Origin of the sequence: Chitinophaga sp. Ak27 (genome assembly GCF_012726295.1) — a bacterium.
Taxonomy (GTDB): Bacteria; Bacteroidota; Bacteroidia; order Chitinophagales; family Chitinophagaceae; genus Chitinophaga.
This window is the reverse complement of sequence record NZ_JABAOB010000001.1, coordinates 1,963,936-1,986,630: the sequence shown is the minus strand read 5'-3', so window position 1 is coordinate 1,986,630 and position 22,695 is coordinate 1,963,936. Positions and strand designations below refer to the sequence as shown.

21 protein-coding genes and 3 tRNA genes are annotated in these 22,695 nt (G+C 47.7%); 11 read left to right on the top strand and 13 right to left on the bottom strand.

What is annotated here, in order from left to right:
* Positions 1-125: 125 nt before the first annotated feature.
* The 5 genes from HGH90_RS32085 to HGH90_RS07870 are packed head-to-tail and all read right to left on the bottom strand — an operon-like array spanning position 126 to position 3,958.
* Positions 126-1,436 carry a sensor histidine kinase gene (locus HGH90_RS32085; protein ID WP_168762204.1) on the bottom strand — a complete coding sequence of 437 codons (1,311 nt, stop codon included), beginning with the start codon at positions 1,434-1,436 and terminating at the stop codon, positions 126-128.
* Between the two features lies 1 nt (position 1,437).
* Positions 1,438-2,109, bottom strand: a complete 672-nt coding sequence (locus HGH90_RS07885; protein WP_168762205.1) for a response regulator transcription factor — start codon at positions 2,107-2,109, stop codon at positions 1,438-1,440.
* Complete coding sequence (locus HGH90_RS07880) at positions 2,110-2,982, bottom strand: hypothetical protein (protein WP_169190767.1); 873 nt, start codon at positions 2,980-2,982, stop codon at positions 2,110-2,112.
* A gap of 22 nt (positions 2,983-3,004) precedes the next feature.
* A complete protein-coding gene (locus tag HGH90_RS07875; RefSeq protein ID WP_168762207.1) occupies positions 3,005-3,367 on the bottom strand; it encodes a hypothetical protein in 363 nt (120 codons plus the stop codon).
* A gap of 21 nt (positions 3,368-3,388) precedes the next feature.
* Positions 3,389-3,958: a hypothetical protein gene (locus tag HGH90_RS07870; RefSeq protein WP_169190766.1), complete on the bottom strand. Its 570-nt coding sequence runs from the start codon at positions 3,956-3,958 to the stop codon at positions 3,389-3,391.
* Between the two features lie 330 nt (positions 3,959-4,288).
* Between HGH90_RS07870 and HGH90_RS07865 the strand changes: the two genes are divergently transcribed.
* The 3 genes from HGH90_RS07865 to HGH90_RS07855 all read left to right on the top strand — a co-directional run bounded on the left by HGH90_RS07865 (position 4,289) and on the right by HGH90_RS07855 (position 4,582).
* Positions 4,289-4,363 (top strand) — tRNA-Val (locus HGH90_RS07865).
* A 37-nt stretch (positions 4,364-4,400) separates the two neighbouring features.
* Positions 4,401-4,475 (top strand) — tRNA-Val (locus HGH90_RS07860).
* Positions 4,476-4,507: 32 nt separating this feature from the next.
* Positions 4,508-4,582, top strand: a tRNA-Val gene (locus tag HGH90_RS07855).
* Positions 4,583-4,752: 170 nt separating this feature from the next.
* Here HGH90_RS07855 and HGH90_RS07850 read toward each other — a convergent pair.
* Positions 4,753-6,894 carry a cation:proton antiporter gene (locus tag HGH90_RS07850; protein WP_169190765.1) on the bottom strand — a complete coding sequence of 714 codons (2,142 nt, stop codon included), beginning with the start codon at positions 6,892-6,894 and terminating at the stop codon, positions 4,753-4,755.
* Positions 6,895-6,993: 99 nt separating this feature from the next.
* Here HGH90_RS07850 and HGH90_RS07845 point away from each other — a divergent pair, with 99 nt between their 5' ends.
* From HGH90_RS07845 to HGH90_RS07830, 4 genes are all read left to right on the top strand, one after another.
* Complete coding sequence (locus HGH90_RS07845; RefSeq protein WP_168762210.1) at positions 6,994-7,302, top strand: ATP-dependent Clp protease adaptor ClpS; 309 nt, start codon at positions 6,994-6,996, stop codon at positions 7,300-7,302.
* Between the two features lie 43 nt (positions 7,303-7,345).
* Entirely contained in the window at positions 7,346-7,942 is a 597-nt protein-coding gene (gene aat, locus HGH90_RS07840) for a leucyl/phenylalanyl-tRNA--protein transferase (RefSeq protein WP_317166133.1), read from the top strand.
* 56 nt (positions 7,943-7,998) lie between these two features.
* On the top strand, positions 7,999-8,613 hold the full coding sequence (locus tag HGH90_RS07835) for a DinB family protein (protein ID WP_168762212.1): 615 nt from the start codon (positions 7,999-8,001) through the stop codon (positions 8,611-8,613).
* A gap of 70 nt (positions 8,614-8,683) precedes the next feature.
* Positions 8,684-10,150, top strand: coding sequence for an MFS transporter (locus tag HGH90_RS07830; protein WP_169190764.1), 1,467 nt, complete (start codon positions 8,684-8,686; stop codon positions 10,148-10,150).
* Here HGH90_RS07830 and mtaB read toward each other — a convergent pair.
* Complete coding sequence (gene mtaB / locus HGH90_RS07825) at positions 10,147-11,436, bottom strand: tRNA (N(6)-L-threonylcarbamoyladenosine(37)-C(2))-methylthiotransferase MtaB (protein ID WP_247679787.1); 1,290 nt, start codon at positions 11,434-11,436, stop codon at positions 10,147-10,149. The genes HGH90_RS07830 and mtaB overlap by 4 nt on opposite strands.
* 69 nt (positions 11,437-11,505) lie before the next feature.
* Here mtaB and HGH90_RS07820 point away from each other — a divergent pair, with 69 nt between their 5' ends.
* The 3 genes from HGH90_RS07820 to priA are packed head-to-tail and all read left to right on the top strand — an operon-like array spanning position 11,506 to position 15,205.
* Positions 11,506-11,949 carry a DUF4258 domain-containing protein gene (locus HGH90_RS07820; protein ID WP_168762214.1) on the top strand — a complete coding sequence of 148 codons (444 nt, stop codon included), beginning with the start codon at positions 11,506-11,508 and terminating at the stop codon, positions 11,947-11,949.
* A 53-nt stretch (positions 11,950-12,002) separates the two neighbouring features.
* On the top strand, positions 12,003-12,767 hold the full coding sequence (locus HGH90_RS07815; protein WP_168762215.1) for a lysophospholipid acyltransferase family protein: 765 nt from the start codon (positions 12,003-12,005) through the stop codon (positions 12,765-12,767).
* Positions 12,764-15,205 carry a primosomal protein N' gene (priA, locus tag HGH90_RS07810; protein ID WP_169190763.1) on the top strand — a complete coding sequence of 814 codons (2,442 nt, stop codon included), beginning with the start codon at positions 12,764-12,766 and terminating at the stop codon, positions 15,203-15,205. The genes HGH90_RS07815 and priA overlap by 4 nt, the downstream gene beginning before the upstream one ends.
* 4 nt (positions 15,206-15,209) lie before the next feature.
* On the opposite strand, the gene HGH90_RS07805 is transcribed toward priA, so the two are convergent.
* Both HGH90_RS07805 and HGH90_RS07800 read right to left on the bottom strand, forming a co-directional pair.
* Positions 15,210-17,183 (bottom strand): DUF3857 domain-containing protein, encoded by a 1,974-nt coding sequence (locus tag HGH90_RS07805; protein WP_169190762.1) that lies wholly within the window; start codon positions 17,181-17,183, stop codon positions 15,210-15,212.
* A 32-nt stretch (positions 17,184-17,215) separates the two neighbouring features.
* Positions 17,216-17,878, bottom strand: coding sequence for an oxidoreductase (locus HGH90_RS07800; RefSeq protein WP_168762218.1), 663 nt, complete (start codon positions 17,876-17,878; stop codon positions 17,216-17,218).
* Positions 17,879-17,952: 74 nt separating this feature from the next.
* On the opposite strand from HGH90_RS07800, the gene murB reads away from it, so the two are divergent.
* Positions 17,953-18,969 carry a UDP-N-acetylmuramate dehydrogenase gene (gene murB, locus HGH90_RS07795; RefSeq protein ID WP_168762219.1) on the top strand — a complete coding sequence of 339 codons (1,017 nt, stop codon included), beginning with the start codon at positions 17,953-17,955 and terminating at the stop codon, positions 18,967-18,969.
* 21 nt (positions 18,970-18,990) lie between these two features.
* Here the strand turns inward: murB and HGH90_RS07790 are convergent, their stop codons facing one another.
* The 4 genes from HGH90_RS07790 to HGH90_RS07775 form a co-directional block, all read right to left on the bottom strand.
* Positions 18,991-19,959: a YpdA family putative bacillithiol disulfide reductase gene (locus tag HGH90_RS07790; RefSeq protein ID WP_168762220.1), complete on the bottom strand. Its 969-nt coding sequence runs from the start codon at positions 19,957-19,959 to the stop codon at positions 18,991-18,993.
* Between the two features lie 14 nt (positions 19,960-19,973).
* The gene (locus HGH90_RS07785) at positions 19,974-20,669 is read right to left on the bottom strand and encodes a type 1 glutamine amidotransferase (protein WP_168762221.1); all 696 of its coding nucleotides are present in this window, start codon (positions 20,667-20,669) and stop codon (positions 19,974-19,976) included.
* A gap of 38 nt (positions 20,670-20,707) precedes the next feature.
* Complete coding sequence (locus HGH90_RS07780) at positions 20,708-21,553, bottom strand: class I SAM-dependent methyltransferase (RefSeq protein ID WP_168762222.1); 846 nt, start codon at positions 21,551-21,553, stop codon at positions 20,708-20,710.
* A 168-nt stretch (positions 21,554-21,721) separates the two neighbouring features.
* On the bottom strand, positions 21,722-22,678 hold the full coding sequence (locus tag HGH90_RS07775; protein ID WP_168762223.1) for a YeiH family protein: 957 nt from the start codon (positions 22,676-22,678) through the stop codon (positions 21,722-21,724).
* Between the last annotated feature and the right edge of the window lie 17 nt (positions 22,679-22,695).

Genomic DNA, 22,695 nt, shown 5'->3' with positions numbered 1-22,695 from the left:
TCAACATTATTATCTGAAAACAGAACATCAGAAGAAATTATTTTGACAAACCGCCGTATACCAGACCGGTACGTACGGTGGTGTGAGAGGACAGGTAGCCAAATAATGGCTACCTTCCTACTCGATTATAGCGGAAAAGTTAAGCTAAACGCGCTGCCCTGATCTATCGCAGCATCTACGGTAATCTGTATATGATAATACCGGGCAATAGTGCTAACAATGGATAACCCCAGGCCGTATCCTTCTTCCGTATCACGGGGCGCCTTCCGGAAACGATCAAAAATAGCAGGAATATCCCGGGGATCGATACCTACCCCGGTATCGGCAATTGTTAAGCGGTAAGCGCCTGGTAGCCGCTCATCGGTTACCCGGATACAGCCTCCTGTTTTATTGTATTTAATAGCATTGTTGAGCAGGTTATATATCAACTGGAAAACCAGGTCATGATTGAGATGAGGTAGTGCTATGTCCGATGCCAGCTGCGATGAATAGTGCAGGCCTTTTTCATCCAGGCGGTGTTCCAATTCTTCCATCACTTCCGCTACCAGCGTTGAAGGTATGATCGTATCATTTTTGGGGAACTGATCATTTTCAATGCGTGAAATGAGCAGGAGGGTGCGAACAATTTTTTTGAGCCGGTTAAGCGTTTTCATCATGCCCAGGATTCTTTTTTGTTGCTCTTCGTCAGTTGCCGTATCCACGAGCATATTTTCCATTTTACTTTGGAGGATGCTGATCGGCGTCATCAGTTCATGAGAAGCATTGGAGGTAAATTCTTTTTCTTTTTCGAAAGCCGCATTGATCCGGGTCATGAGTTCCACCAGCGATTCATCGAGATACCGGAAATCGGTGGTGCTGGTTTTTATTGGCGGCGCCTGCGTTTTAAAGGGGAAGCGCCGGTTGAGTAACCGGGTACTGATAATTTTGCCTAATGGATGTAGGAGTAGCCGGGTAAAGATGAGGTCAATCACGATGGTGATGATGATAAGTCCCCCGAGCACATATAACGCCACCCGTTGTAAGGGTTTATTATATTGGCTGATGGTAGCGGTTTTTTTACCTATTTCCAGCAGGAAGGAATGCTGATTGGCTTGTAGCTGGTGGCTGAGTACACGATAGGTGAGGGTATCGCCCTCTACTAAACGCCGTACGGTGGCAATGGTATCGTGGAGAGATAGCGATGTAGCGGGTTCCAGGGAGATATATTCTTCTTTCAGCATAGTATAGCTACCATAGTTTTCTTCTCCCTGCAGGTAGGCATCGATGCCATTTTTCTGTATTACCTGTAGGACTTTTTTCTTTTGTTCCCGGAGATAAAAATCGTTGTATTTATAGGCGATGTCTTCCACCAGCAGGGGGAGTATAAGAATGAAGAGCCCTGCCACGGCCATTTTCGACAGTGTAATAAACAGTGTAAGCTTGGTAAAAAGTTTCACGCTAGATTTTTATTTTATATCCTACGTGGCGGATGGTTTGCAGCCATTCTACCGATCCGTAGGCCGACAATTTTCTCCTGATATTTTTAATATGTACATCAATGTAATTAGAATCATAATCTTCATCAGCCAGGTTGCCCCAGATATGTTCGCTGAGTTGCATGCGGGTGAGCGGTCTGTTTTTGTGCAGCAGCATATAACTCAGCAGGTCAAATTCCTTGCGGGAAAGCGCTATTTCTACCTGTTCGAAATATACATTTCTTTTTTGCAGATCCAGGCTAAAATCGCCGAGTGGCAGCAGGGCTTCCTGCAGGCCAAATCTCCTCCTGGCGATGGCCTGCATCCGTGACTGGAGTTCCAGCAGGGAGAAGGGTTTTGGTAGATAGTCATCTGCGCCCAGGTCGAGCCCCTTGATACGGTCTTCCAGTTGCCCGCGGGCGGTGAGAATGATATAAGCTGCTTCCGGGCATAGTTTGCGTGCCTTTTGTAATAGCTGAAGGCCGTCCATATCCGGGAGCCCCAGGTCGAGCAATACGAAGTCGTACTGGTTGTCTTCCAGCTTTATGATGGCCTGTGTGGCGTTAGCTGCCAGCTCGCAGCGGTAGGCCTTCTTCAGGAAGGCCTCCATTTCGGCTGCCATCGACCGTTCATCTTCTATGATCAGTACATTCATTTAAAACTGGTAATAAAAGCTGCAATTCACAAAAGAATGGGTTTCCCCCGCGCCGCTGAGGGCTTTATCACTGAGCACAGACAACTGGTAGGCGGCTTCAATCATATAGTGGGCGCGATTATAGGCCAGTGGTATATGCAGGTTATACGAAAGTATGTCGAAGCTGGTAGCTTCTTTACTTACCGTTTGGCTGCCTGCTGGTACGCCCGGTAAAAAGGGCAGGGGCAGCCCCAGGTCTTTGAACTGCAGGTAGCGTTGGGTTACATACGATTCATAAAAATGCTGGGTGCCTGCTACCGCATCGACAGACGGAGTGAGGGTGATCAGGTCTTTTTTAGAAAAGCTACCCAGTTGGATAAGTTTTTCGGTGGTGGCAGTAACAAATACGTCTTGTTGTTTGCCAAAGGCGTAATCGCCGCTGATGCCGGTGGTCATCCAGTACTTATACTTCAGCGAGGCGGTGGCGTTATCCGGGTTAGCGGCTTGTAAGAAGGCAGAATTAGATGGATAAAAAGTATGGCTATACGCAATATCGGCGGTCAGCTTTTTACCTATAGGGAACGAGAAGCCGGCAGTAGCACTGGTGGCGGATACGGCGTGGCTGGAATCTTTCAACAGGCGGTAAGCAGTACTGCTCAGATAAATACCGCAGGGGAACTGCACCACGCCGCTGGCGGCTATGTATGGCATGGGCGAAGCGGCGGTTTGCCCGTAATAACTGGCATTATTGGCGTAGAGCGCGCCCAGGGTAAATGTTGTTTTCTTTTTTTCAACCTGTATGGTGGTGTCCATGCGGGCAGTACTGTCGGTTTGTGCCATTACAGACTGGTAGCATAACCCTGCCAGCAAGGTTAATATGAATGCATATCTCATGATTCGCTTTTTTAGTGTCCCGTCAGATCAGCTTTTTGATGACGATTTTTGGTTTTATGATCTTAATTGGTTGGACAGGCAATGGAGAAGGAAGGGCCATCGGTTTTACCATGCGCCTTGTTTTAGGCACTTCTTTAATAACAGGTAATGAAGATGGATCCACCGGTTTTTCAGCAGGCTTATCTGCCGGGTGATTGGTAAGTGGTACACTGTCGGCGACCGGTAATAAGTAACGGGTAAAAGGTGCTTTTTCAGAAATGGCTTTATCATGCCCATAGCCTTCGAAGGGCCGGAGTAATGCTATTGCGAACAACAACACGGAAACAGATGTCAGCACTTTTACCATTACGGAAGAGAACAGAATTTTGTTGAGATATCTCAACAAAATTCTGTTTTTATTTTGGAATTACAAGATGTGAAGGCCGGCATTTCCTACAACGCTGGTATTCACTTTAATAGGAGCAGGGTGTACTTTCACGCTTTGTGAAGCCGCTGCACTGGTTTGGATGATATGGTTAGTAGCTTTGACTGAATTATTGGTAGTGGCTTTTACCGCAGCATGGGATTGCACGGCGGCCTGTTGGCCTGCCTGCACAGTAGTATTGGCAGCTGAAGTAACGATACCATGTGCCTGTATGGCTGTTTGCTGGCCGGCTTGCACGGTATTATTTACGGTAGTGGCAATATTGTTTTGTGCCTGCACTGCGCTCTGTTGGCCCGCACTGACGCTGTTGGCGATGGTGTTGCCAGTAGTAATGGTACCTGCGCTGCTATGAGAAGCATTTATGGATCCCTCGCTATGCGGAGTAGATATGGTGGCGCTGGTATTGGTGCTGGAGGCGGTAGTTACCTTGCTCTGCTGTGGAGCAGCCGTAATATTTGCATTGGTGCTGGCATTAGTGCTTACATTGGCTTGTTGTGCAAACGCGGCACCAGACAATAGCATAGTGGCGATCATTAATGTGGTAGATTTCATGACAAAGATTTTTCGGTTGTTCAATAATTATATCAGGAACAAAGCTAGCCGCCGAAGATGAAGCGAAAATGAAAAACAGGAAATCCCCTAAAAAAATGCACATTATTGATGCTCCATATATATAAATGAAAAAGAGCAGCGAAGGATTTATAAAATTGAAGTGTAATTTTGCTCCTTTGAAAATATGCTATGGGAGATGGTTTGGGGGAAATGCGCTTACTTTTTGCTATCTTGTTTTCCTGCTTTTTTCAAAAAATATTTGGTAGAATAAAATTAGTTTATACCTTTGCAATCCCATCGAACAAAAGGAATGATGGCTACAAATAAAAAGGGAGCTTAGCTCAGCTGGTTCAGAGCATCTGCCTTACAAGCAGAGGGTCACTGGTTCGAATCCAGTAGCTCCCACTTCAATTTTTTGACATATTTACTAAAGATCTTTAGCGGGAGCTTAGCTCAGCTGGTTCAGAGCATCTGCCTTACAAGCAGAGGGTCACTGGTTCGAATCCAGTAGCTCCCACTACCATCAACGTTCCGTCTTAAAGATCTTTCGGGAGCTTAGCTCAGCTGGTTCAGAGCATCTGCCTTACAAGCAGAGGGTCACTGGTTCGAATCCAGTAGCTCCCACACTACACACAAATTAAAAAGGTCCTGCAGTTTTTGCAGGACCTTTTTTTATTAGCTAAAGGCATAAAGCGGAAAGCAAAAAACTATTGTGGCGAATGACCAATGCGATTTACATATTCGCAAAGATTATCCGCCACAATAGTTTTTTGCTTTCCGCCTTATGCTTTCAGCTATTTCTTAAATATTCGTCTTACCGCCTTACCCAGTTTGTTCAGGTTGGCAATTTGTTCCTGTATAGGTGCCAGTGTGAGGTCTTCCGGCTGCAGGCCTGCTTCGAGCGAGTTAAACTCTCTTTGTTCCGGGTACAACAGGATTACGTTATTATCTTTAAAATGACGTTCCAGTTTGGCCGGAATGTTATCCATATACGCATGATAGGAAAGCGTACTTTTACGCGCTGTTACCACTACTACGAGGTCATCGCGGGTAATTTCGCGGGAAAGGATCAGGAAATCTTCCAGGGTATCAAATTGTTTAAAGCTAAGGTCTACACTGAGTTTTGATTTCTCAGAAAAAGCTTCGGTAATGACCTGGGTTTTTGCATTACAGAATACCAATAGGCGTGCGCCTGCCTGTTTAGCGAGCATGAACATTTTCTGCAGGTAATGCAGGAATCCCAATTCATATTCCGCGTTGGGAGGTATTACGAGCACCATTTTCTTGGTAGTGTTCAACGGGGAATGGAAATTACATACATATACCGTTTCCCACACCCGTTGTAAAACGTTGTCGAGTGTGGTACCGAAGATATTTCCCAGCCAGCGGTCGGTAGTGCTGGTTCTGTCTGTCCAGCCCAGGATGACATCGCTGATCAGCAATTCCTTGGTGGCGCGGGTAATACCATCAGACACGTTCAGGTCTATGCGGGTAACCACCTGTACGGGGCTTTCTGTGGCAGCGGCATGTATCACTGCTTTCTCCAGCATTTTATTGGTAAGATGTATCTTTTCTTTGGCTTCGTCGTTATCCTGCACTACTGCCAGCGGGTAAATAGGGGTGGGGGCGCTGGTGTCTTTGATCATCACTGCAAAATCGAGTAAGGATTCGATCCGTTCGGGGTTGGACACCGGTACCAGGATGCGTTCCGGTTGTTCCGGATTTTCCGGTTTGTTTTCTGCTTCCTGGATGGCCAACCGGCGGCCGGCGTTTTCCGTTACAAAAGACCCGGTAAGACAGGTGATGAGGATCAGGATTACCGTTCCATTCAATACATTTTCATCTACAATGCCCATATTATATCCAATGAGGATAACGGCAATCGTAGCGGCCGCATGGGCGCTGCTGAGGCCAAAGATCACGTTCCGCTGGGTGTTGCTGTACCTGAACGACAACTGGGTAAAGAAGGCGGCGAGCCATTTACTGCACAGGGCCATAAGGGTGAGCGCCCCGGCAATGATCAGGGCTTCAGGACCTTTGAGTAATACCCGTAAATCTACCAGCATCCCTACGCTGATAAGGAAAAACGGAATAAACAGGGCATTTCCCACAAATTCGATCCGGTTCATCAGTGGGGAAGTGTGCGGAATCAGCTGGTTGAGGGCCAATCCAGCGAGGAAGGCCCCAATAATACCTTCTACGCCCGCCAGTTCTGCCAGGAAGGCGGCGGCAAATACCAATGCCAGTACAAATATGAAGTGGGATGTTTTATCGTCCTTTATTTTCTTGAAAAACCATCTGCCCAGCATAGGCATCAGCCAGAGGATAATAACGGCAAAAATGGCCAGGGAAATGCCCAAACGTACCCAGAAGTAGGTGTTGAGGTTGCCCGCCTGGGCCCCGGTGATGATGGCAAGGATGAGCAGTACGGCGGTATCGGTGATGATAGTACCTCCTACCGCTACAGTAACGGCCTCATTTTTAGTGATGCCCAGCCGGCTGGCCAGTGGGTAGGCCACCAGGGTATGGGTGGCAAACATGCTGGATACCAGCAGGGTAGCCATAAAATTGAAATGCAGTACGTAGGTACATACCACAAATCCCATGATGAGCGGAATAAAAAAGGTAAAAGCACCGAAAACCATACTACGGTAGCGGTTTTTGCGAAACTCGGTCATGTCCAGCTCCAGTCCGGCCAGGAACATAATATAGAGCAAGCCTGCATTGGCAAACAGGTTAATACTTCCTTTTTCAACTATTTTAAACCCGTGATCCCCGATCAGCATGCCGGCGATAATGAGCCCTATGATACTGGGTATCCTGAATTTACGCAGGATGATAGGGGCCAGCAGTATAATAAACAATACCAGCGAGAAGATCGGTACAGGATCTTTCAGTGGTAAATTTGTGTCCATGAGTAAAACCAGTCCTTTCATTAATTACCATTTTTATATCTCTAAAATCAGGGTATCGGTCCTAAATATGGATAAATTAACGAATAATCCATGTAATTTTGCGTAAAGCTTTTTTCAAAGATGAGCGATCGTACAAGCACAAAAGTACTACCGGAGGAAGAAGTAGACGTATTGATAGCGGAAGATGAGCAGTTTCCGTTTAGTCTGGTGGTATGGAATGATGAGGTAAATACATTTGATTGGGTGATTGCTTCCCTTATGGAAGTTTGCGGGCATACACATGAGCAGGCAGAGCAATGTGCCCTGATTATTCATTTTAACGGCAAATACGCCGTAAAACAGGGTGAGTATATTAAGCTGCGTCCTTTGTGTGAGGCCCTCCAGGAAAGAGGTTTAAGTGCTACTATTGAAGAAATGGCAGGCACCTGATATGTCTATTTTTCGTCTTAATAAAAAATTAATCTTTCCGCCTGTGCAGCTTGCTGAGCCGGATGGATTACTGGCGGTAGGAGGCGATCTCTCCGTAGAACGACTGTTACTGGCCTACCGTTCAGGTATTTTTCCCTGGTACGATGAGCCACCTATCCTCTGGTGGAGCCCAGATCCCCGGTTTGTATTATTTCCCGATGAACTAAAGGTGTCTGCCAGTATGAAGCAAGTATTGCGGCGGCAACAATTCCATATTTCCTATAACGAAGATTTTGCAGCAGTGATTCAACGCTGTAGCACCATTCCGAGGCCTGGGCAAACCGGTACCTGGATTACCCCCGAAATGCAGGAAGCCTATATCCGTTTACATAAGGCCGGCTATGCGATGTCGGTAGAATGCTGGCAGGACAACCAGCTGGTTGGCGGTCTCTATGGCGTTAAAACGGGTCCTTTCTTCTTCGGCGAGTCGATGTTTTCGGATGTGAGCAATGCCTCCAAGGCCGCCTTTATAACCTTTGTACAAACCTACGCGTCTGAGCTGAAAATGATCGACTGCCAGGTGCATACTACACATCTGGCCTCACTGGGTGCGGCTTTCATCAGCCGGGAAGAATTTCTGGAGATCATCGGTTTTTCGTAAATTACTTTTCGCAATCTTATCTCTAACTCCAATTTCTGGCACTTAAACTTATCCGCATGAAAAAGTTACGGTTATTGCTGCTTACTGCCGCTAGCATAAACTTTATGGCATTTCAACCTCCCGCTAAGAAGGTGGTACATGAAGACAAAACACTGCTCATCTCCCAATTACAGGAAACCAGGGACAACCTCCTGAAAGAAGTACAAGGGCTGAGCGATGCACAGCTGGAATATAAAACCGCTCCAGATCGCTGGTCGGTGATAGAATGTGTGGAGCATATTACCCTCATTGAAAAGGCTATTATGGAAGGAGAACAACAATTGGTGAAACAACCGGTAAATCCTGAAAAAAGGGCGGAGATCAAAATAACGGATGAGCAAATCATTAAAAATGTGGAGGACCGGAGCCATAAGGTAAAGGCGCCCGAGTTTGGCATACCTAAACATGGATATTCCTCTGATGGGGAAGCGATCAAAAATTTTACCGAGCAAAGAAATAAGCTGATTGAATATGTAACCAGTACTAATGATGATCTGCGTAACCATGTAATGAACCACCCGGTGCTGGGCATGATTGATGCCTACCAGCTATTGTTGCTGGATGCGGCACATACCAACAGGCACACCCAACAGTTACAGGAAGTGAAAGCAGACGCCGGATTTCCTAAGTAGGCGAATGACCACCGGTATGGTATAATCATTGTCGCTTTCCGTTATCTGTTTTATGCTGAAACCTGATCGTATGCATCTGAAACCACAGCAACAGCTAACGGAAACCGATATCAAGCAGGGCATGCAGATCCTGATTGTAGATGGACTTGCAGCAGAAGCCATGATTACGCTCACAGGCGGCGCTTTCCTGGTGGCCATGGCATTATTGATGGGCGCCAACAACCTGCAGATTGGGTTGATATCTGCTTTACCCACATTAACAAACGTATTTCAGCTGGTATCTATCTGGCTGGTAAGAAGAACAAACAACCGCCGCCTGGTAACGGTTGTTTGTTCTTTATTGGCCCGGATACCGTTATTGCTGACCGGCGTTATCCCTCTACTATTCCCTGATCTGGGAAATATCCGTTTCCTGATTGTTTTTCTTTTTTTCTTTTATTTTTTCGGGTCTGTGGCCGGCCCCAGCTGGAATGCCTGGGTAAAAGACCTGGTGCCGGAACATGTTATGGGCAGTTATTTTGCCAAAAGAAGCGCCTATACGCAGGGACTGAATGTAATACTCAGCCTGCTGGCCGCATTTGGGGTGGATTATATCCGCCGGCATTATCCTGCATATGAGCTCACTACTTACTATTGCATGTTTGTGCTTGCAGGCATTGCGGGTATTGTAGGCGCGCTGATTTTAGCCAGGGCAGAAGAGCCGCAGTCGCAGATGGACAAGGCGAATATATTTAAATTACTGATGCGCCCTTTACAGGATCCTAATTTTTTGCGGCTGTTATTATTCAATTCTGCCTGGGCATTTGCCGTAGGTATAGCCATGCCTTTCTTTACCGTGTTTATGATGAAGAGCATGCATCTATCCCTGTCTTATATTACGGTATTACTCATGGTAAGCCAGCTTACAGGCGTATTTACTTTCCGGATGTGGGGAATATTTGCAGACAGGTACAGCAATAAGTCGATAATAGCTATCAGCGGTCCTTTGTATGTAGCGTGCCTGGTGGCCTGGTGTTTTGTAGGCATTTATTCCATGCAATATATCAATATCCTGTTGCTGGTATTGATCCACATATTTACGGGGATTGCCAACGCAGGCGTCAACTTATCCTTAAACAATATTGGCTTGAAGCTGGCGCCTACAAGGGATGCGGTGGTATACCTGTCTGCCAAGAATATTATTACGGCGGTATTCTCTGCGCTGGCGCCATTGCTAGGCGGTTACCTGGCCGACTTTTTCGAATTAAGGCATGTGCAGATTGATGCTACTTTCACGGGGCCTTATAAACAGAAGGTATTTCACTTGTTGTACCTGCATGAATGGAATTTCCTGTTTCTCCTGAGTGCGGTATTATCGATACTTTCCCTGGAATTATTGCCGTGGATCGCTGAAAAGGGAGAAGTAGGCCGTAATGTGGTGGCGCGTATTATGCGCAGTGCAATCCGGAATAATCTTAAAGACTATTTCCTGATAGGCAACCTCATTGCCTGGCATGGGCATTTCCGGGGCTTTTTACTCCGGAGAAAATCCAGTTAACGCAGTTCCCAGTCGATCAGCTGATTGTGCCATTCCTGTCGGAAAGGAGTGGTTACTTTGATGTAGTTATCGGTATAGCCTTCCATCATGCCATCTTTACCCAACGATTCAAACAATACTTTCCGGGTTTGGTGGAGGTGTTGTTCGTTGAAAAACTGTTGTTTTTTATGACTGAGGTTACGGAGTATTTTGTTTCGTTCGTTGCGGATATGCACCGGTACTACGGGTTTAATATCCAATGCGTGGGTATTGGCCCTTTCTGAGTAGGTAAATACGTGCAGGTAGGTGACATCCAGTGCGTGGAGGAAGTCGTACGTTTCCTGGAAGTGGGCATCGCTTTCAGCGGGGAAGCCTACTATCACGTCGACGCCTATGGCGCAATGCGGCATAAATTGTTTGATCAGCGCCACTTTTTCTGCATAGAGTTCCCGGCGGTAGCGGCGGCGCATCAATCCCAGTATTTCGTTGCTGCCACTTTGCAGGGGAATATGAAAATGCGGCATGAACTTGTGGCTGTTGGCCACGAATTCAATGATCTCGTTGGTGAGCAGGTTCGGTTCTATGGAGGAAATGCGGTAGCGGGAAATACCTTCTACCTTATCCAGTTCCTGTGCCAGTTCAAAAAAGGATTCTTCCCTTTTTTTACCGCCTTCAAAACCTTTTCCAAAATCGCCCAGGTTTACACCGGTGAGTACAATCTCTTTTACGCCGGTAGCGGCAAGGGTATGAGCGTGGGCTACCACGTTAGCCACGCTGTCGCTGCGGCTTTTTCCCCTGGCCATCGGGATGGTGCAGAAAGCGCAGGTATAATCGCAGCCATCCTGTACCTTTAGGAAAGTACGGGTGCGGTCGTTGAGAGAGTAAGAGGCATGGAAGCTATTCACTTCCTCAATATCACAAGAGCAGATTTTGGTACTGTCGCCCTTGGTCAGTGTTTTTAGGTGCTCGGCAATATTGAATTTTTCAGCAGCGCCCAATACCAGGTCCACCCCTTCAATAGAAGCGATTTCCTGTGGCTTCAGCTGGGCATAGCAGCCGGTGATGACTACCATACTGCCCGGCGCGCGGCGTTGTATGCGGCGTACCAGCATACGGCATTCTTTATCGGCATTATCGGTTACCGAACAGGTATTAATCACATAAACATCTGCGGTATCTTCAAAATCCGTTTTTACAAACCCATCCTGTTCCAGCAACCTGCTCAAAGTGGAGGTTTCTGAAAAATTCAGCTTACAGCCGAGTGTATGAAAAGCTACTGTTTTTACCTGTTCCATAAAGGGAGGCAAAGGTAGGAACTTTTTATGTCATAGTTAGGTAAGGAATTTTGAGTAATTTGCGCGGCGTTCTGTTGTTATATGAAATCCATACAAAAATATCTTCCGGTTATACTCTTATCCGTTTTATTGCTGGCAGGCTGGCAGCAACGCTGGTGGAAGAGTGTATCTACACCGCCCGGCCCCGGAGCCAGGCCTGTAGTGGTACGTAATGCCACTGCTAACCCGCCTATCACCAACGAAGCGCTCAACCGGCATGCTCGCCTGGAGTATACTAGTCACGCCATTTGTCGTATGGGTTGCCGTCATGTAACAAAGACTGAGGTGGAGGAAATCCTGGCCGAAGGAAAAATCAACCCGGAGAAATCGAACCCAGCCGATAAACCCTGCCCTACCTATGCCCTGGAAGGTTATTCCAGCGAGGGGCAGCACCTGCGGATTGTCTTTGCTCCCTGCGACGAAGAAAATGCGAAGGTGATCACCTGCATCGACCTGGATAAAGACTGGACCTGCCATTGCGATTAACGCAGATTTTGTCGTAGTTTTCCGGCATATTTAAAAACTTTACAGAGGCGTCTATGAATTTTGTTTTGAAGCCATTGCGTGTTATTTATGTGATATACGCCGCTGCCGTTTTCCTGGGCATCATGTTTTTGATATTGCCTCCTATATTCCTGGCATCGTTGCTCGGACGGCAGAAAGGGGGAAATATTATATTTTATTTCCTGCGCTTCTGGGCGCATGCCTGGTTCCCGCTGGTGGGAATGTGGGTAACCCGTAAATATGAATGCGAGCGTGACAACGATCCCTGTATCTACGTCGTAAACCACCGTTCTTACCTGGATGCAGCCATCGCCGTAAAAGTAATGCGTCTGCCTTTTCGCCCCCTGGGGAAGGTGGAGCTGTCGAAAGTACCCTTCTTTGGATTTATCTATAGAAATTCCGTAGTAGCGGTAGACCGTTCCAACGCAGCTGCCAGGGCCAGGAGCGTACGCGAAATGATGACTGCACTCCGGGCAGGTATCTCCATCCTGGTATTCCCGGAAGGTACCACCAACGAAAGCGAACAACCATTACGCCCGTTTCACAACGGCGCATTCCGTATGGCGATAGAATTACAAATGCCTATTAAACCTGTATTATACCTGGATGCAGGCGACCGCCTGCCGCATAATTTTATGCGCATCAACCCAGGCAAATGCCGCGTGGTATTTTTACCACCCGTGCCGGTAGCCGGCCTCACCATGGATGATATCAATACCCTGAAGCAAAAGGTACACGACATCATGGATGCCGAATTACGTAAACACCGTCAATATCCAACCCTGCAGCCCATAGGATGAAGTACGCAGATGTAATATTGCCATTGGCGTTACCCAGAAACTATACTTATGCCGTTCCGGAAAATATGGAAGCATCCCTGCAACCAGGAAGCCGGGTAGCAGTACAGTTAGGGAAACAGAAAAAATATGCAGGTATTGTAAAAGCAATACATGAACAGGCGCCTCCATATAAAACCAAGCCGCTGCTGGATATGCTGGATGCTGCTCCTGTCGTATATCCTGTACAGTTAGATTTCTGGACCTGGATTGCTGCATATTACATGTGTACAGAAGGAGAGGTGCTCAATGCGGCCTTGCCCGCCCATCTTAAACTGTCGAGCGAAACACTGCTGCTCTTCAACGAAGAATATGGCGATGATTTCACCGCACTTGACGACGATGAGTACCTCATCGCAGAAGCCCTGCTTATCCGTAAAGAACTGCGCATAGAAGAAGTACAGCTGATCCTGGATAAATCGGAAGTGTATTCAGTGATAAAAAAATTACTGGAGAAAAAAGTACTGGTGATCTATGAAGAGCTGAAGGAAGTATATAAAGAGAAGAAAGAAAACTACGTACAACTGCACGCCGAATACCAGGAGGAATCTCGGTTGGCGGCACTCTTCGATGAAATGGGCCGTGCACCCAAACAAATGGAACTGTTGCTGGCCTACCTGCATTTGCTGAAAACAGAAGGTAGCGTAAAGCAAACCGCACTGCTGAAAAAATCCGGTGCTACCACTGCACAACTAAAAGGACTGATCGATAAAAATATTCTTTGGGTAGAAAAACGTACCGTGGATCGTATTGCCACCGGCAAAGTAGATGCCCAGATCGATTTTGTATTGAGCCCTGCCCAGGAAACGGCATTGGAAGAGGTACGCCAACACTTTACTGACAAACAGGTAACCCTGTTGCATGGCGTTACTTCCAGCGGAAAAACACAGGTGTATGTGAAGATGATGGAAGAGTGCCTGGCCAACGGAAAACAGGTATTATACCTGCTGCCCGAAATAGGGCTTACAGCCCAGATCATCCGCCGTTTGCAGAAGCATTTTGGCAGCAGTATCGGTATTTATCATTCCCGTTTTAATAACAATGAACGGGTGGAGATATGGAACAAGGTAAAGTCGGGAGAGATACAAATTATACTGGGTGCACGTTCCAGCCTTTTATTACCTTTTAAAGACCTGGGACTCATCATTCTCGATGAAGAGCATGATTCTTCCTATAAGCAGCAGGACCCGGCGCCCCGCTACCATGCCCGGGATGCGGCTATTTATTATGCCAGCCTCTTTAAAGCCAAAGTACTGCTGGGATCAGCTACCCCGTCGCTGGAATCATATTTTAATGCCCGGCAGGGGAAATATGGATTAGTGGAGCTCAATGAACGCTTTGGCGGCGTAGAGATGCCGGCCATTGAAATCGTGGATATCAAGAAGGAAGTGGCAGAGAAGACGATGGACGGTCATTTCACCGAAGCGCTGAAAAATGCCATCACCCAAAGTATCGCGGAAGGCAAACAGGTGATCCTGTTTCAAAATCGCCGTGGATATGCGCCTTTCCTGCTTTGTACCACCTGTGGCTGGATTCCCCACTGTAAGCAATGCGATGTATCACTTACCTACCATCGCAACCAGGATAAGCTGCACTGCCATTATTGTGGCACTCGCTATCCTTATGTACACACCTGTGCAGCCTGTGGTTCCCAAACGCTGGAGCCTAAAAGTTTTGGGACGGAGAAGATAGAAGATGACCTACAGGTAATTTTTCCCGAAGCCCGTATTGCGCGCATGGACGTGGATGCGGTACGGAATAAAGACAGCCACAATAAGTTAATTCAGCTGCTGGAAGAACGCAGTATCGATATATTGGTGGGCACACAGATGGTGGTAAAGGGCCTGGATTTTGAAAATGTAAACCTGGTAGGCATCCTGAGTGCGGATAATTTGTTGGCCTTCCCAGATTTCAGGGTGAATGAGCGCGCCTTCCAGCTGATGGAGCAGGTGAGTGGACGCGCCGGCCGCAAACATGGCATGGGTAAGGTATTGATCCAGGCAAGCAATACGCGGCACCCTATTTTACATTATGTAACCACGCATGATTATAAGGCGATGTATGAATCGGAGATCGCCGAGCGGCAGGTATTTGGATATCCCCCGTTTTTCCGTTTATTGAAGTTAACGATCCGGCATAAAAATCAGCAGGTAGCAGAACAGGCGGCCATGATATTGGCCAGTTGGCTGCAACCCCATATAGGCGCTCAATTGGTAGGCCCGGCAGCTCCATTGGTAGCGAAGGTGCGCAACAATTACTTACAGGAAATGCTGATTAAATTACCCCGCGAAGCCCGGCTTATTGCACATATTAAACGGGTACTCCAGGAGTTTATCATACAGCTCAGAACAGAGAAGAAATTCCGTTCGGTGGTCATCACCCCTGATGTAGACGGCGTTTAAATTACTACTCCTTTACCAATACCAGTTGCTGTTGTTGCAGTGCATGCACCTTGTGTACCAGCTGCGAAAACAGTTGTTTGTTGTTGCCAGTAAAATCGGTTTGTCGGTACCATTCCAGTACAAAGATGTTGAGTTGATTACCCTCCTGCTCGCAGCGCATTTTAAGCCCCAGTGCAGGTTGAGCGCCGGCGTCGCTGATGTCGGCCTGGAAGGCGGCTTTATTGGCTACTTTATAACCGGGAGGCAGGGTAATATGCACGCGCTTTTCCTGGTAATACGGAAAAGTGATCTGTACCGGAAGGTTGCCTTCAGGCATGGCTAAGTCGATAGGCACCGTACCACCCAGGAGTTGCCCCAGGAAGAGGTGTATTTCATTATTTTTATTTTCTATGAGGGATGGCGTACGCAGGGTACTGTTTACCAGTACAGGTTTATCCAGCATGCGACCATTGAATACTTCGTTTTCTGTGGTCACCGCTGTTGGTTTCCTCACCCCTGGCTGAAAAGGTAAAATCGCATTGTAAATTTTGAATTTTCCTTCTGTAGCGCCTCCATTGATGGTGAAGGCTGTTTTAATATTTTCTGCGGGGTAGCCGCCGAAAGATTGTTTTACGTCCCATGTTGCGTCGGCAAAAGAGGTAAGGGTAGCATCTGTGGTAATATTACTGAGGGTGTAAGGTGGTTGTGGCGTAGTAATAATATCTGTCAGCACTTTACTTTCCTGTCCTACGAGGGTATCGCGGCAGCGTATCGCAGGGATATTGGCCCAGATGGGCGGATAGCAGGGAAAGCGTGTATTCATTTCTGCTGGGGCCAGCGCCTGCTGTACCGTGGGAAAATACAGGAGTACATTTGATGGCAGTTGCCGGACCACGAGCTGGCTATCGATCAGCAAGCTATCCCTGGAGGAAGTAAACAGTATTTGTGTGGGAATATTCAGCACATAATACACAGCATTCAACAGGCGTGTGAAACCGGCTTTTTCAGCGCGCCGGTTCCGTAAAATGCTGATCAGATCTACTGTTTCGCCGGATTCTTCTGGTGGTACCAGTTTTATATTTGATTTTATGTATTGCTCAACCAGGTAAATCATTTGCGTGGCGGGCATCCGTTGCTGGGTAAAGGGCCACTTCTGTATTTCTTTCTCCAGTTGTTTATATTCTGCTTTGGAAACGGCTACAAAAGGAATATAGTTATCTTCTCCAAACTGTTGCCAGGTCATGCGGCTGGTATCTTTTCCATAGATAGCCTGGTGAAGGGCAAAGTCGACACGTTGCAGCTGGGGAAGCATGTAATACAGGTCATTGTTTTTGAGTGCCGGCATATGCAGTACGTTCAGCCAATAGTAATGTTTATTATCGGCGCCGGTACTATCGCTGATACTGGGTAATCCGGGTGTGGTTTTAAGTTTGAAAGACATTCCCTTGGGTGCTACCAATGTAAAGCTGACGTGGTTGCAGGGAAGGGAGGATTGCAGGAAATCGGAGCCGGCGTAGCTAAAGCCTACTTTTAGGTTTAGTTCGTATTCAATTTCACTGCCGGGTTGCAGAGCCAGCTGCGTTACTACCACTGCGCTGCGATCATCGCTGAGGTGTATCATACGTACCTGCTCGGCGAGGTCTGCTACTGTTCCATTGGGATGCAGGGCACGCAGGTGCAAGCCTCTCAGGGTTTCATTGGCCTCAAAATCCATAATGAGCTGAGTAAGACTGTCGGCGCCTGCCTGGGTATTAATTTTTACAATTTTGTAGATGGTTTTGTATTGTGTACACCCTGCGGCTCTGTCACCTGCGCTGACATTGAAATCTCTGACGATTCGATAGTCAATTACAGCATAAGGTTCATTGGTAGCGGACACTGTATGCAGCTGAGGTTTTTCTTTCCATATTTCAGGGAAGTAGCTGTTTACCTGTGCCTGTATATATGTTGGCAGTATTGCCATGCCTGTCACAGCCAGTAAAAGGACCCATTTTTTCATACGGGATAAAGATAAGACTCAAATCCCGGATTTCATGAAGCGCCCATCTGTTGAATGGCATCGGATTCATAGACGCTGATGCCGGCTTCCTCCTGTTTAGCGGCTGCTATCATGGCGTTGGCCACCGTGGCTGCTTTAATGGGGCGGTATTTTTTCCATCTCCCCTGCAACAGGAAATAAAATAACTGGATAAGATATTTTCCCAGCCATTCGCCCAAGCGGAATTCTTTTCGGGAGCCGATCAGCATGGAGGGGCGGAAAATGGCAATGCTGTGGAAACCGGTTTGTTGTATAGCTTCTTCCATTTCTCCTTTGGTACGGAGATAAAAATTGCGGGAATGGGTATTAGCGCCGATAGACGACATCACCAGTATTTGCGATACGCCCTGCCCATGCGCTATACTGGCGCATTTTACCGGGATGCCGTAATCTACTGCTCTGAACCGTTCCTGTGAGCCGGCTTTTTTGATGGTGGTGCCGATACAGCAAAACAGTACATCGCCCTGTAGAGCGGCAGCGAGATTATCGTCATCTTCAAAATCCACGATCACGTTTTCCAATCTCGGCCTGGAATGTGCCCAGGGCCTACGGATCAATACTTTTACTTTGTCAAAGGCAGGATCTTGCAACAGGGCTGCCACCAGGTGGGTGCCTGTAAGTCCGGTAGCTCCTATGACAATCGCAGTCTTGTTCATGAAAATGGATTAATGGATTTGGAAATTTCTAAATGATTTGCGGCTATCTTTGCTGACCATAAATTTAAGTTATTATGCAGGTATCAGAAAATGTTCTGCTCAAATCCTATAATACATTCGGTATCGCCGCCCATGCGCGGTATTTTGCCACTTTTGCGTCTGTGGAAGACCTGATGGCTTTGATGGAGCAGCAACAGCGGAGCAATTTGCCCCGGATGATACTGGGAGGCGGCAGCAATATCCTGTTTACCGGCGACTTTAACGGCTGGATGCTAAAGAATGAATTGAAAGGCATCACGGTAGTAAAAGAAGATAACGACTACGTATATGTGAAAGCGGGCGCCGGTGAAAACTGGCATGGCTTTGTACAGCATTGTATTGCCCTGCAGCTGGGAGGCCTGGAAAACCTGTCGTTGATCCCCGGCAATGTAGGCGCCAGCCCTATGCAAAACATCGGCGCTTACGGGGTAGAAATAAAAGACGTCTTTCATGAGCTGGAAGCCTTGCACCTGGATGATAACCACCTGGTTACTTTCAACAATGCCGATTGTGAGTTTGGTTACCGGGAAAGTGTCTTTAAAAGACAATTCCGTAACCAGTTTGCTATTCTGTCTGTTACCTACCGGCTCAGCAAAAAGCCGCATTTTAACACTAGTTATGGTGCTATTAACGAAGAACTGCAACGCATGAATGTGCAAACATTGTCGATACAGGCTATCAGCCAGGCGGTGATCAACATCCGTTCCTCCAAATTGCCCAACCCGGCGGAAATAGGCAATGCGGGCAGCTTCTTTAAGAACCCCACTATCCCTCAGGAACAATATGAGGCTTTACATGCTGCTTTCCCGCAACTGGTGGCTTACCCGGTAGCTAATCAGGCATTCAAGCTGGCGGCAGGCTGGCTGATAGAACAATGTGGCTGGAAAGGGTACCGTAAAGGCGACGCGGGCGTACATGCCAAACAAGCGCTGGTACTGGTAAATTACGGCGGAGCTACCGGTAAGGAAATTTACCAGTTGTCGCAGGAAGTGGTCGACAGTGTACAGGCGAAGTTCGGTGTAGCGCTGGAAAGGGAAGTGAATATCGTTTAAATGGGAGGGCTGCTTTCCGCTTTAAGCTCTTCCTTTTATATGTGCAATAATTTTTCCTGCGTGTTCTCTTGAGTTTTCTATGAACCATACATGTGTGTTCATCCCGCCACATACCACTCCTGCAAGGTATATGCGGGGCATGTTGGTTTCCATGGTGAGCGGGTTATATACCGGCATTTTTATCGCATCATCGGATAAGGTGATCCCTGCATTTTCCAGGAAAGCAAAGTTCGGCTGGTAGCCAGTCATGGCAATAACGAAGTCGTTGGCGATAGTGATGTTACCATCCGGCGTGGCAATATCTACTTCTTTTTCACGGATGGCCAGTACCGACGACTTAAAGCAGGCTTTGATAGCTCCCTCTTTAATCCGGTTTTCTATGTCAGGTTTTACCCAGTACTTCACTCTCGATCCAATGGCATCTTCACGTATTACCATGGTTACGCGGGCACCTTTGCGATACGTTTCCAGGGCAGCATCCACGGCGGAGTTGTGAGCGCCGATCACCAGTACATCCTGGGTGGCGTAAAAGTGTGGGTCCTTATAGTAATGGGTTACTTTTGGCAGTTGCTCGCCGGGAACATTGAGCAGGTTGGGAATATCGTAAAAACCGGTGGCAATAACGATGTGCCGGGCGTGCCAGGTACGATGACTGGTTGTTACCGTATATTCGTTTGCGTTAGGTGTGATCTGTTGTACCTCTTCAAACAGTTTTATATTCAGTTCATGGGAAGTGGCAACCCGGCGATAGTATTCCAGGGCTTCCGGCCGGGTAGGCTTGGGGTTGATGGACACAAAAGGTACATTGCCGATTTCCAGTCTTTCGGAAGTAGAAAAGAAAGTCATGTATAGCGGGTAGTTGTAGAGAGAATTGACCACACAGCCTTTTTCTATAATCACATAAGAAAGACCTGCTTTCTTGGCTTCCAGTGCGCAAGCCAGGCCGATAGGGCCCCCGCCTACAATCAAAACATCAAACGCAGCATTCATACAATCATATTTTATTATAACGCCGCTATATAATCCAGCAGGCGATACATGGTTTCGTTATTAACTTCCAGCAGGTTCATGTGCTGGCGTATTTTTTCTTCACTTTGAACAAAGGCGCCACCGGCGCTGATATCGTTGGCACAATGGTGCAACAGGCTATGGATGATGTTGGGGGTAAATTCCATGTGAAACTGCAGACCAATGACCCGGTCACCGTAAATGAAGGCCTGGTGGCTGCAAGCGGCCGATGCAGCAAAGCGGGTAGCTCCGGTGGGCACATCAAAGGTGTCGCCATGGAAATGGAAGGTATTGAAATGATGCGGAAGTATGTCTTCCAGCGGTGCGGCCTGCGCCTGGAAGCTAAGATCCAGCGGAAACCAGCCAATTTCCTTTAACGTATGTGGATATACATTGGCGCCCATGGCGGCGGCGATGAGCTGTGCGCCCAGGCAAATGCCCAGTATCTTTTTATTTTGTTGTATGGCTTCCCGGATCAGTGCTATTTCTGTGGCCATCCAGGTTATGTGGTCCTGTTCATATACCGCCATAGGGCCTCCCAGTACAATCAGCCAGTCGGCCGCTGCGAGAGCAGTCGCATCTGTGCTTTCATACCAGCGGGTATGGGTGAGCTGGTGCTGGTGGCTGGCTGCCCAATTGGTAATGCAGCCCGGGCCTTCAAATGGCACATGTTGAAAGTAGTGAATATGCATATGCGGCATGGTAAAATTGGTATACGAAGATACACCCGCTATTTTACTTCTGCTCTCGCCAGCCTGAAATATTCATATCCTTTCATGTCCTTACTCTTTTCGCCGAAGTATTGTGTACGATAATCTGCGGCGCCGCCTTCATAGTGGAGTACCATGTTGTAACTATCCAGGTAGGCGCGCAGCTCATCGGGACACATGCCGAAATCCCAGTTTTCGCCGGCCCGCTTCAGCAGCCGGTCAATTCGTGGAAAACCATAAAATGCTTTTGGATTTTCCAGCACAGCGCGGTCTGCATAGGTAAAGATGATCTGTGTTCCGGAACGTAATTGTTTGATGTAGTGAAAGACCATTTCCGCCTGCCGGGCTTCCTGGCTGGAAGTAACGCCTTCCCAGAGAAAAAGGCTTTTATAATGCTCGCGGTGAAAAAGCTGGGGAATGACATCTGAGATACTTTCGGTATTCATGTCCAGTGGAATATAGTCGACATGTACGGCAGGCAGTCCTCCGAGTGAATTGATGATGTTGCGTTTGCGGCGTTGTATGTCCGGATGGTCCAGCTCCACATAATGTACGGGCAGGCCCGGGCTTAACCGGTGGGGCCTGGTATCGTAGGTAGCATTGAGGATAATGACCTGGTTAATGCCCTCGTTTTTGATGGCGTGACAGATCATGTCGTCAATCAGTTTTGTCCGGGCGGCAGCCGCAGTAAAAGTACCTGGCCAGCGTATTTGTATACTGGCGGCTACCATCTTCCGGATCAACTGGATACTGCAACAGGCAATAATGATTTGCCAGGATTTGGAAAGAAAGGCAGTAGCAAACGGATCGTGAAAAAGTCTTTCTTTTTCCGGCCGGGAGCTTTCAATGGCTCTGAAGGTGGCCATATAAATGCCAGATTTGTTGGCGGGTGACCGGCTCATGAATAACGTGTAGTCATTAAGGTTACTGAGAATTACATCCTGCTGGTTGTTTTGATTTGGCTTTCGTGCTGTTGGATAAAACAAATATATGTAAAATGAGAATAAGGTTATCACGGGATTTTCCTCGGTATATTATACCAGGCAGCGGATGGCGATCAGGGTGCCGATGCTGATCAGTACCCACAGCAATATACCGTGCAGTAAAGGCTTACGGCCTATTCCGCGGAGTGCTTCCCGGGTAAGGTTGGTGCCTATGAGAAACAGCGTCAGGGAGAGCCCTGTTTTAGCTCCTTTGACCATCAGAGGCGCCAGGGCTTGTACCTGGGGAACCCAGGTGTTGAACAGCATCGCGATGATGAAAATACCGATGAACCAGGGAATTTTTATTTTGCCTGTATCTGTTTTAAACAACAGCGTGGTAGCAAAGGCTACCGGGATGATCCAGAGGGCGCGGGATAGCTTTACGGTAGTAGCTATCTGCAGGGCTTCTTCCCCGTATTTGTTAGCAGCGCCTATCACAGAGCTGGTATCGTGGATGGCGATGGCGCTCCATAGCCCAAACTGTTGCTGGGTAAGGTGCAGCGCATGACCCACCGCAGGGAATATGAAAAGGGCCAGGGCGTTGAGCAGGAATATAATACCCAGGGCAACGGAAATTTGTTTTTCTCCGGCCTTCATCACTGGTGCAATCGCGGCGATGGCGCTACCGCCACAGATAGCGGTACCACAGGAAACCAGGTGGGCGGTGTGTTTGTCTACCCCCAGTAATTTACCTAACAGGGCGCCGGTCAGTAAGGTGGCAGCAATGGCTGCCACGGTAAACAGGAAGCCTTCCCGGCCGGCTTTCAATGCGCTGTGTACATTCATGCCAAACCCCATCCCGATTATAGACAGCTGTAGCAGCCAGTGGGTAATCCGGGGAGTAACCGCGGCAAAGGGGTTACCGGTGGTTTGCGCAAGGGCAAAGCCCATGAGCAATGCTACGGGTGGTGGAACCACTGGCAGAAGTGTGACGGCAGCCGCAGTAACAAAAATTATTTTGGGAGTAAAAGCCGTTAACCAGTGCTCACTTATTTGATGATGTTGCATACACGAAACGATTGTAA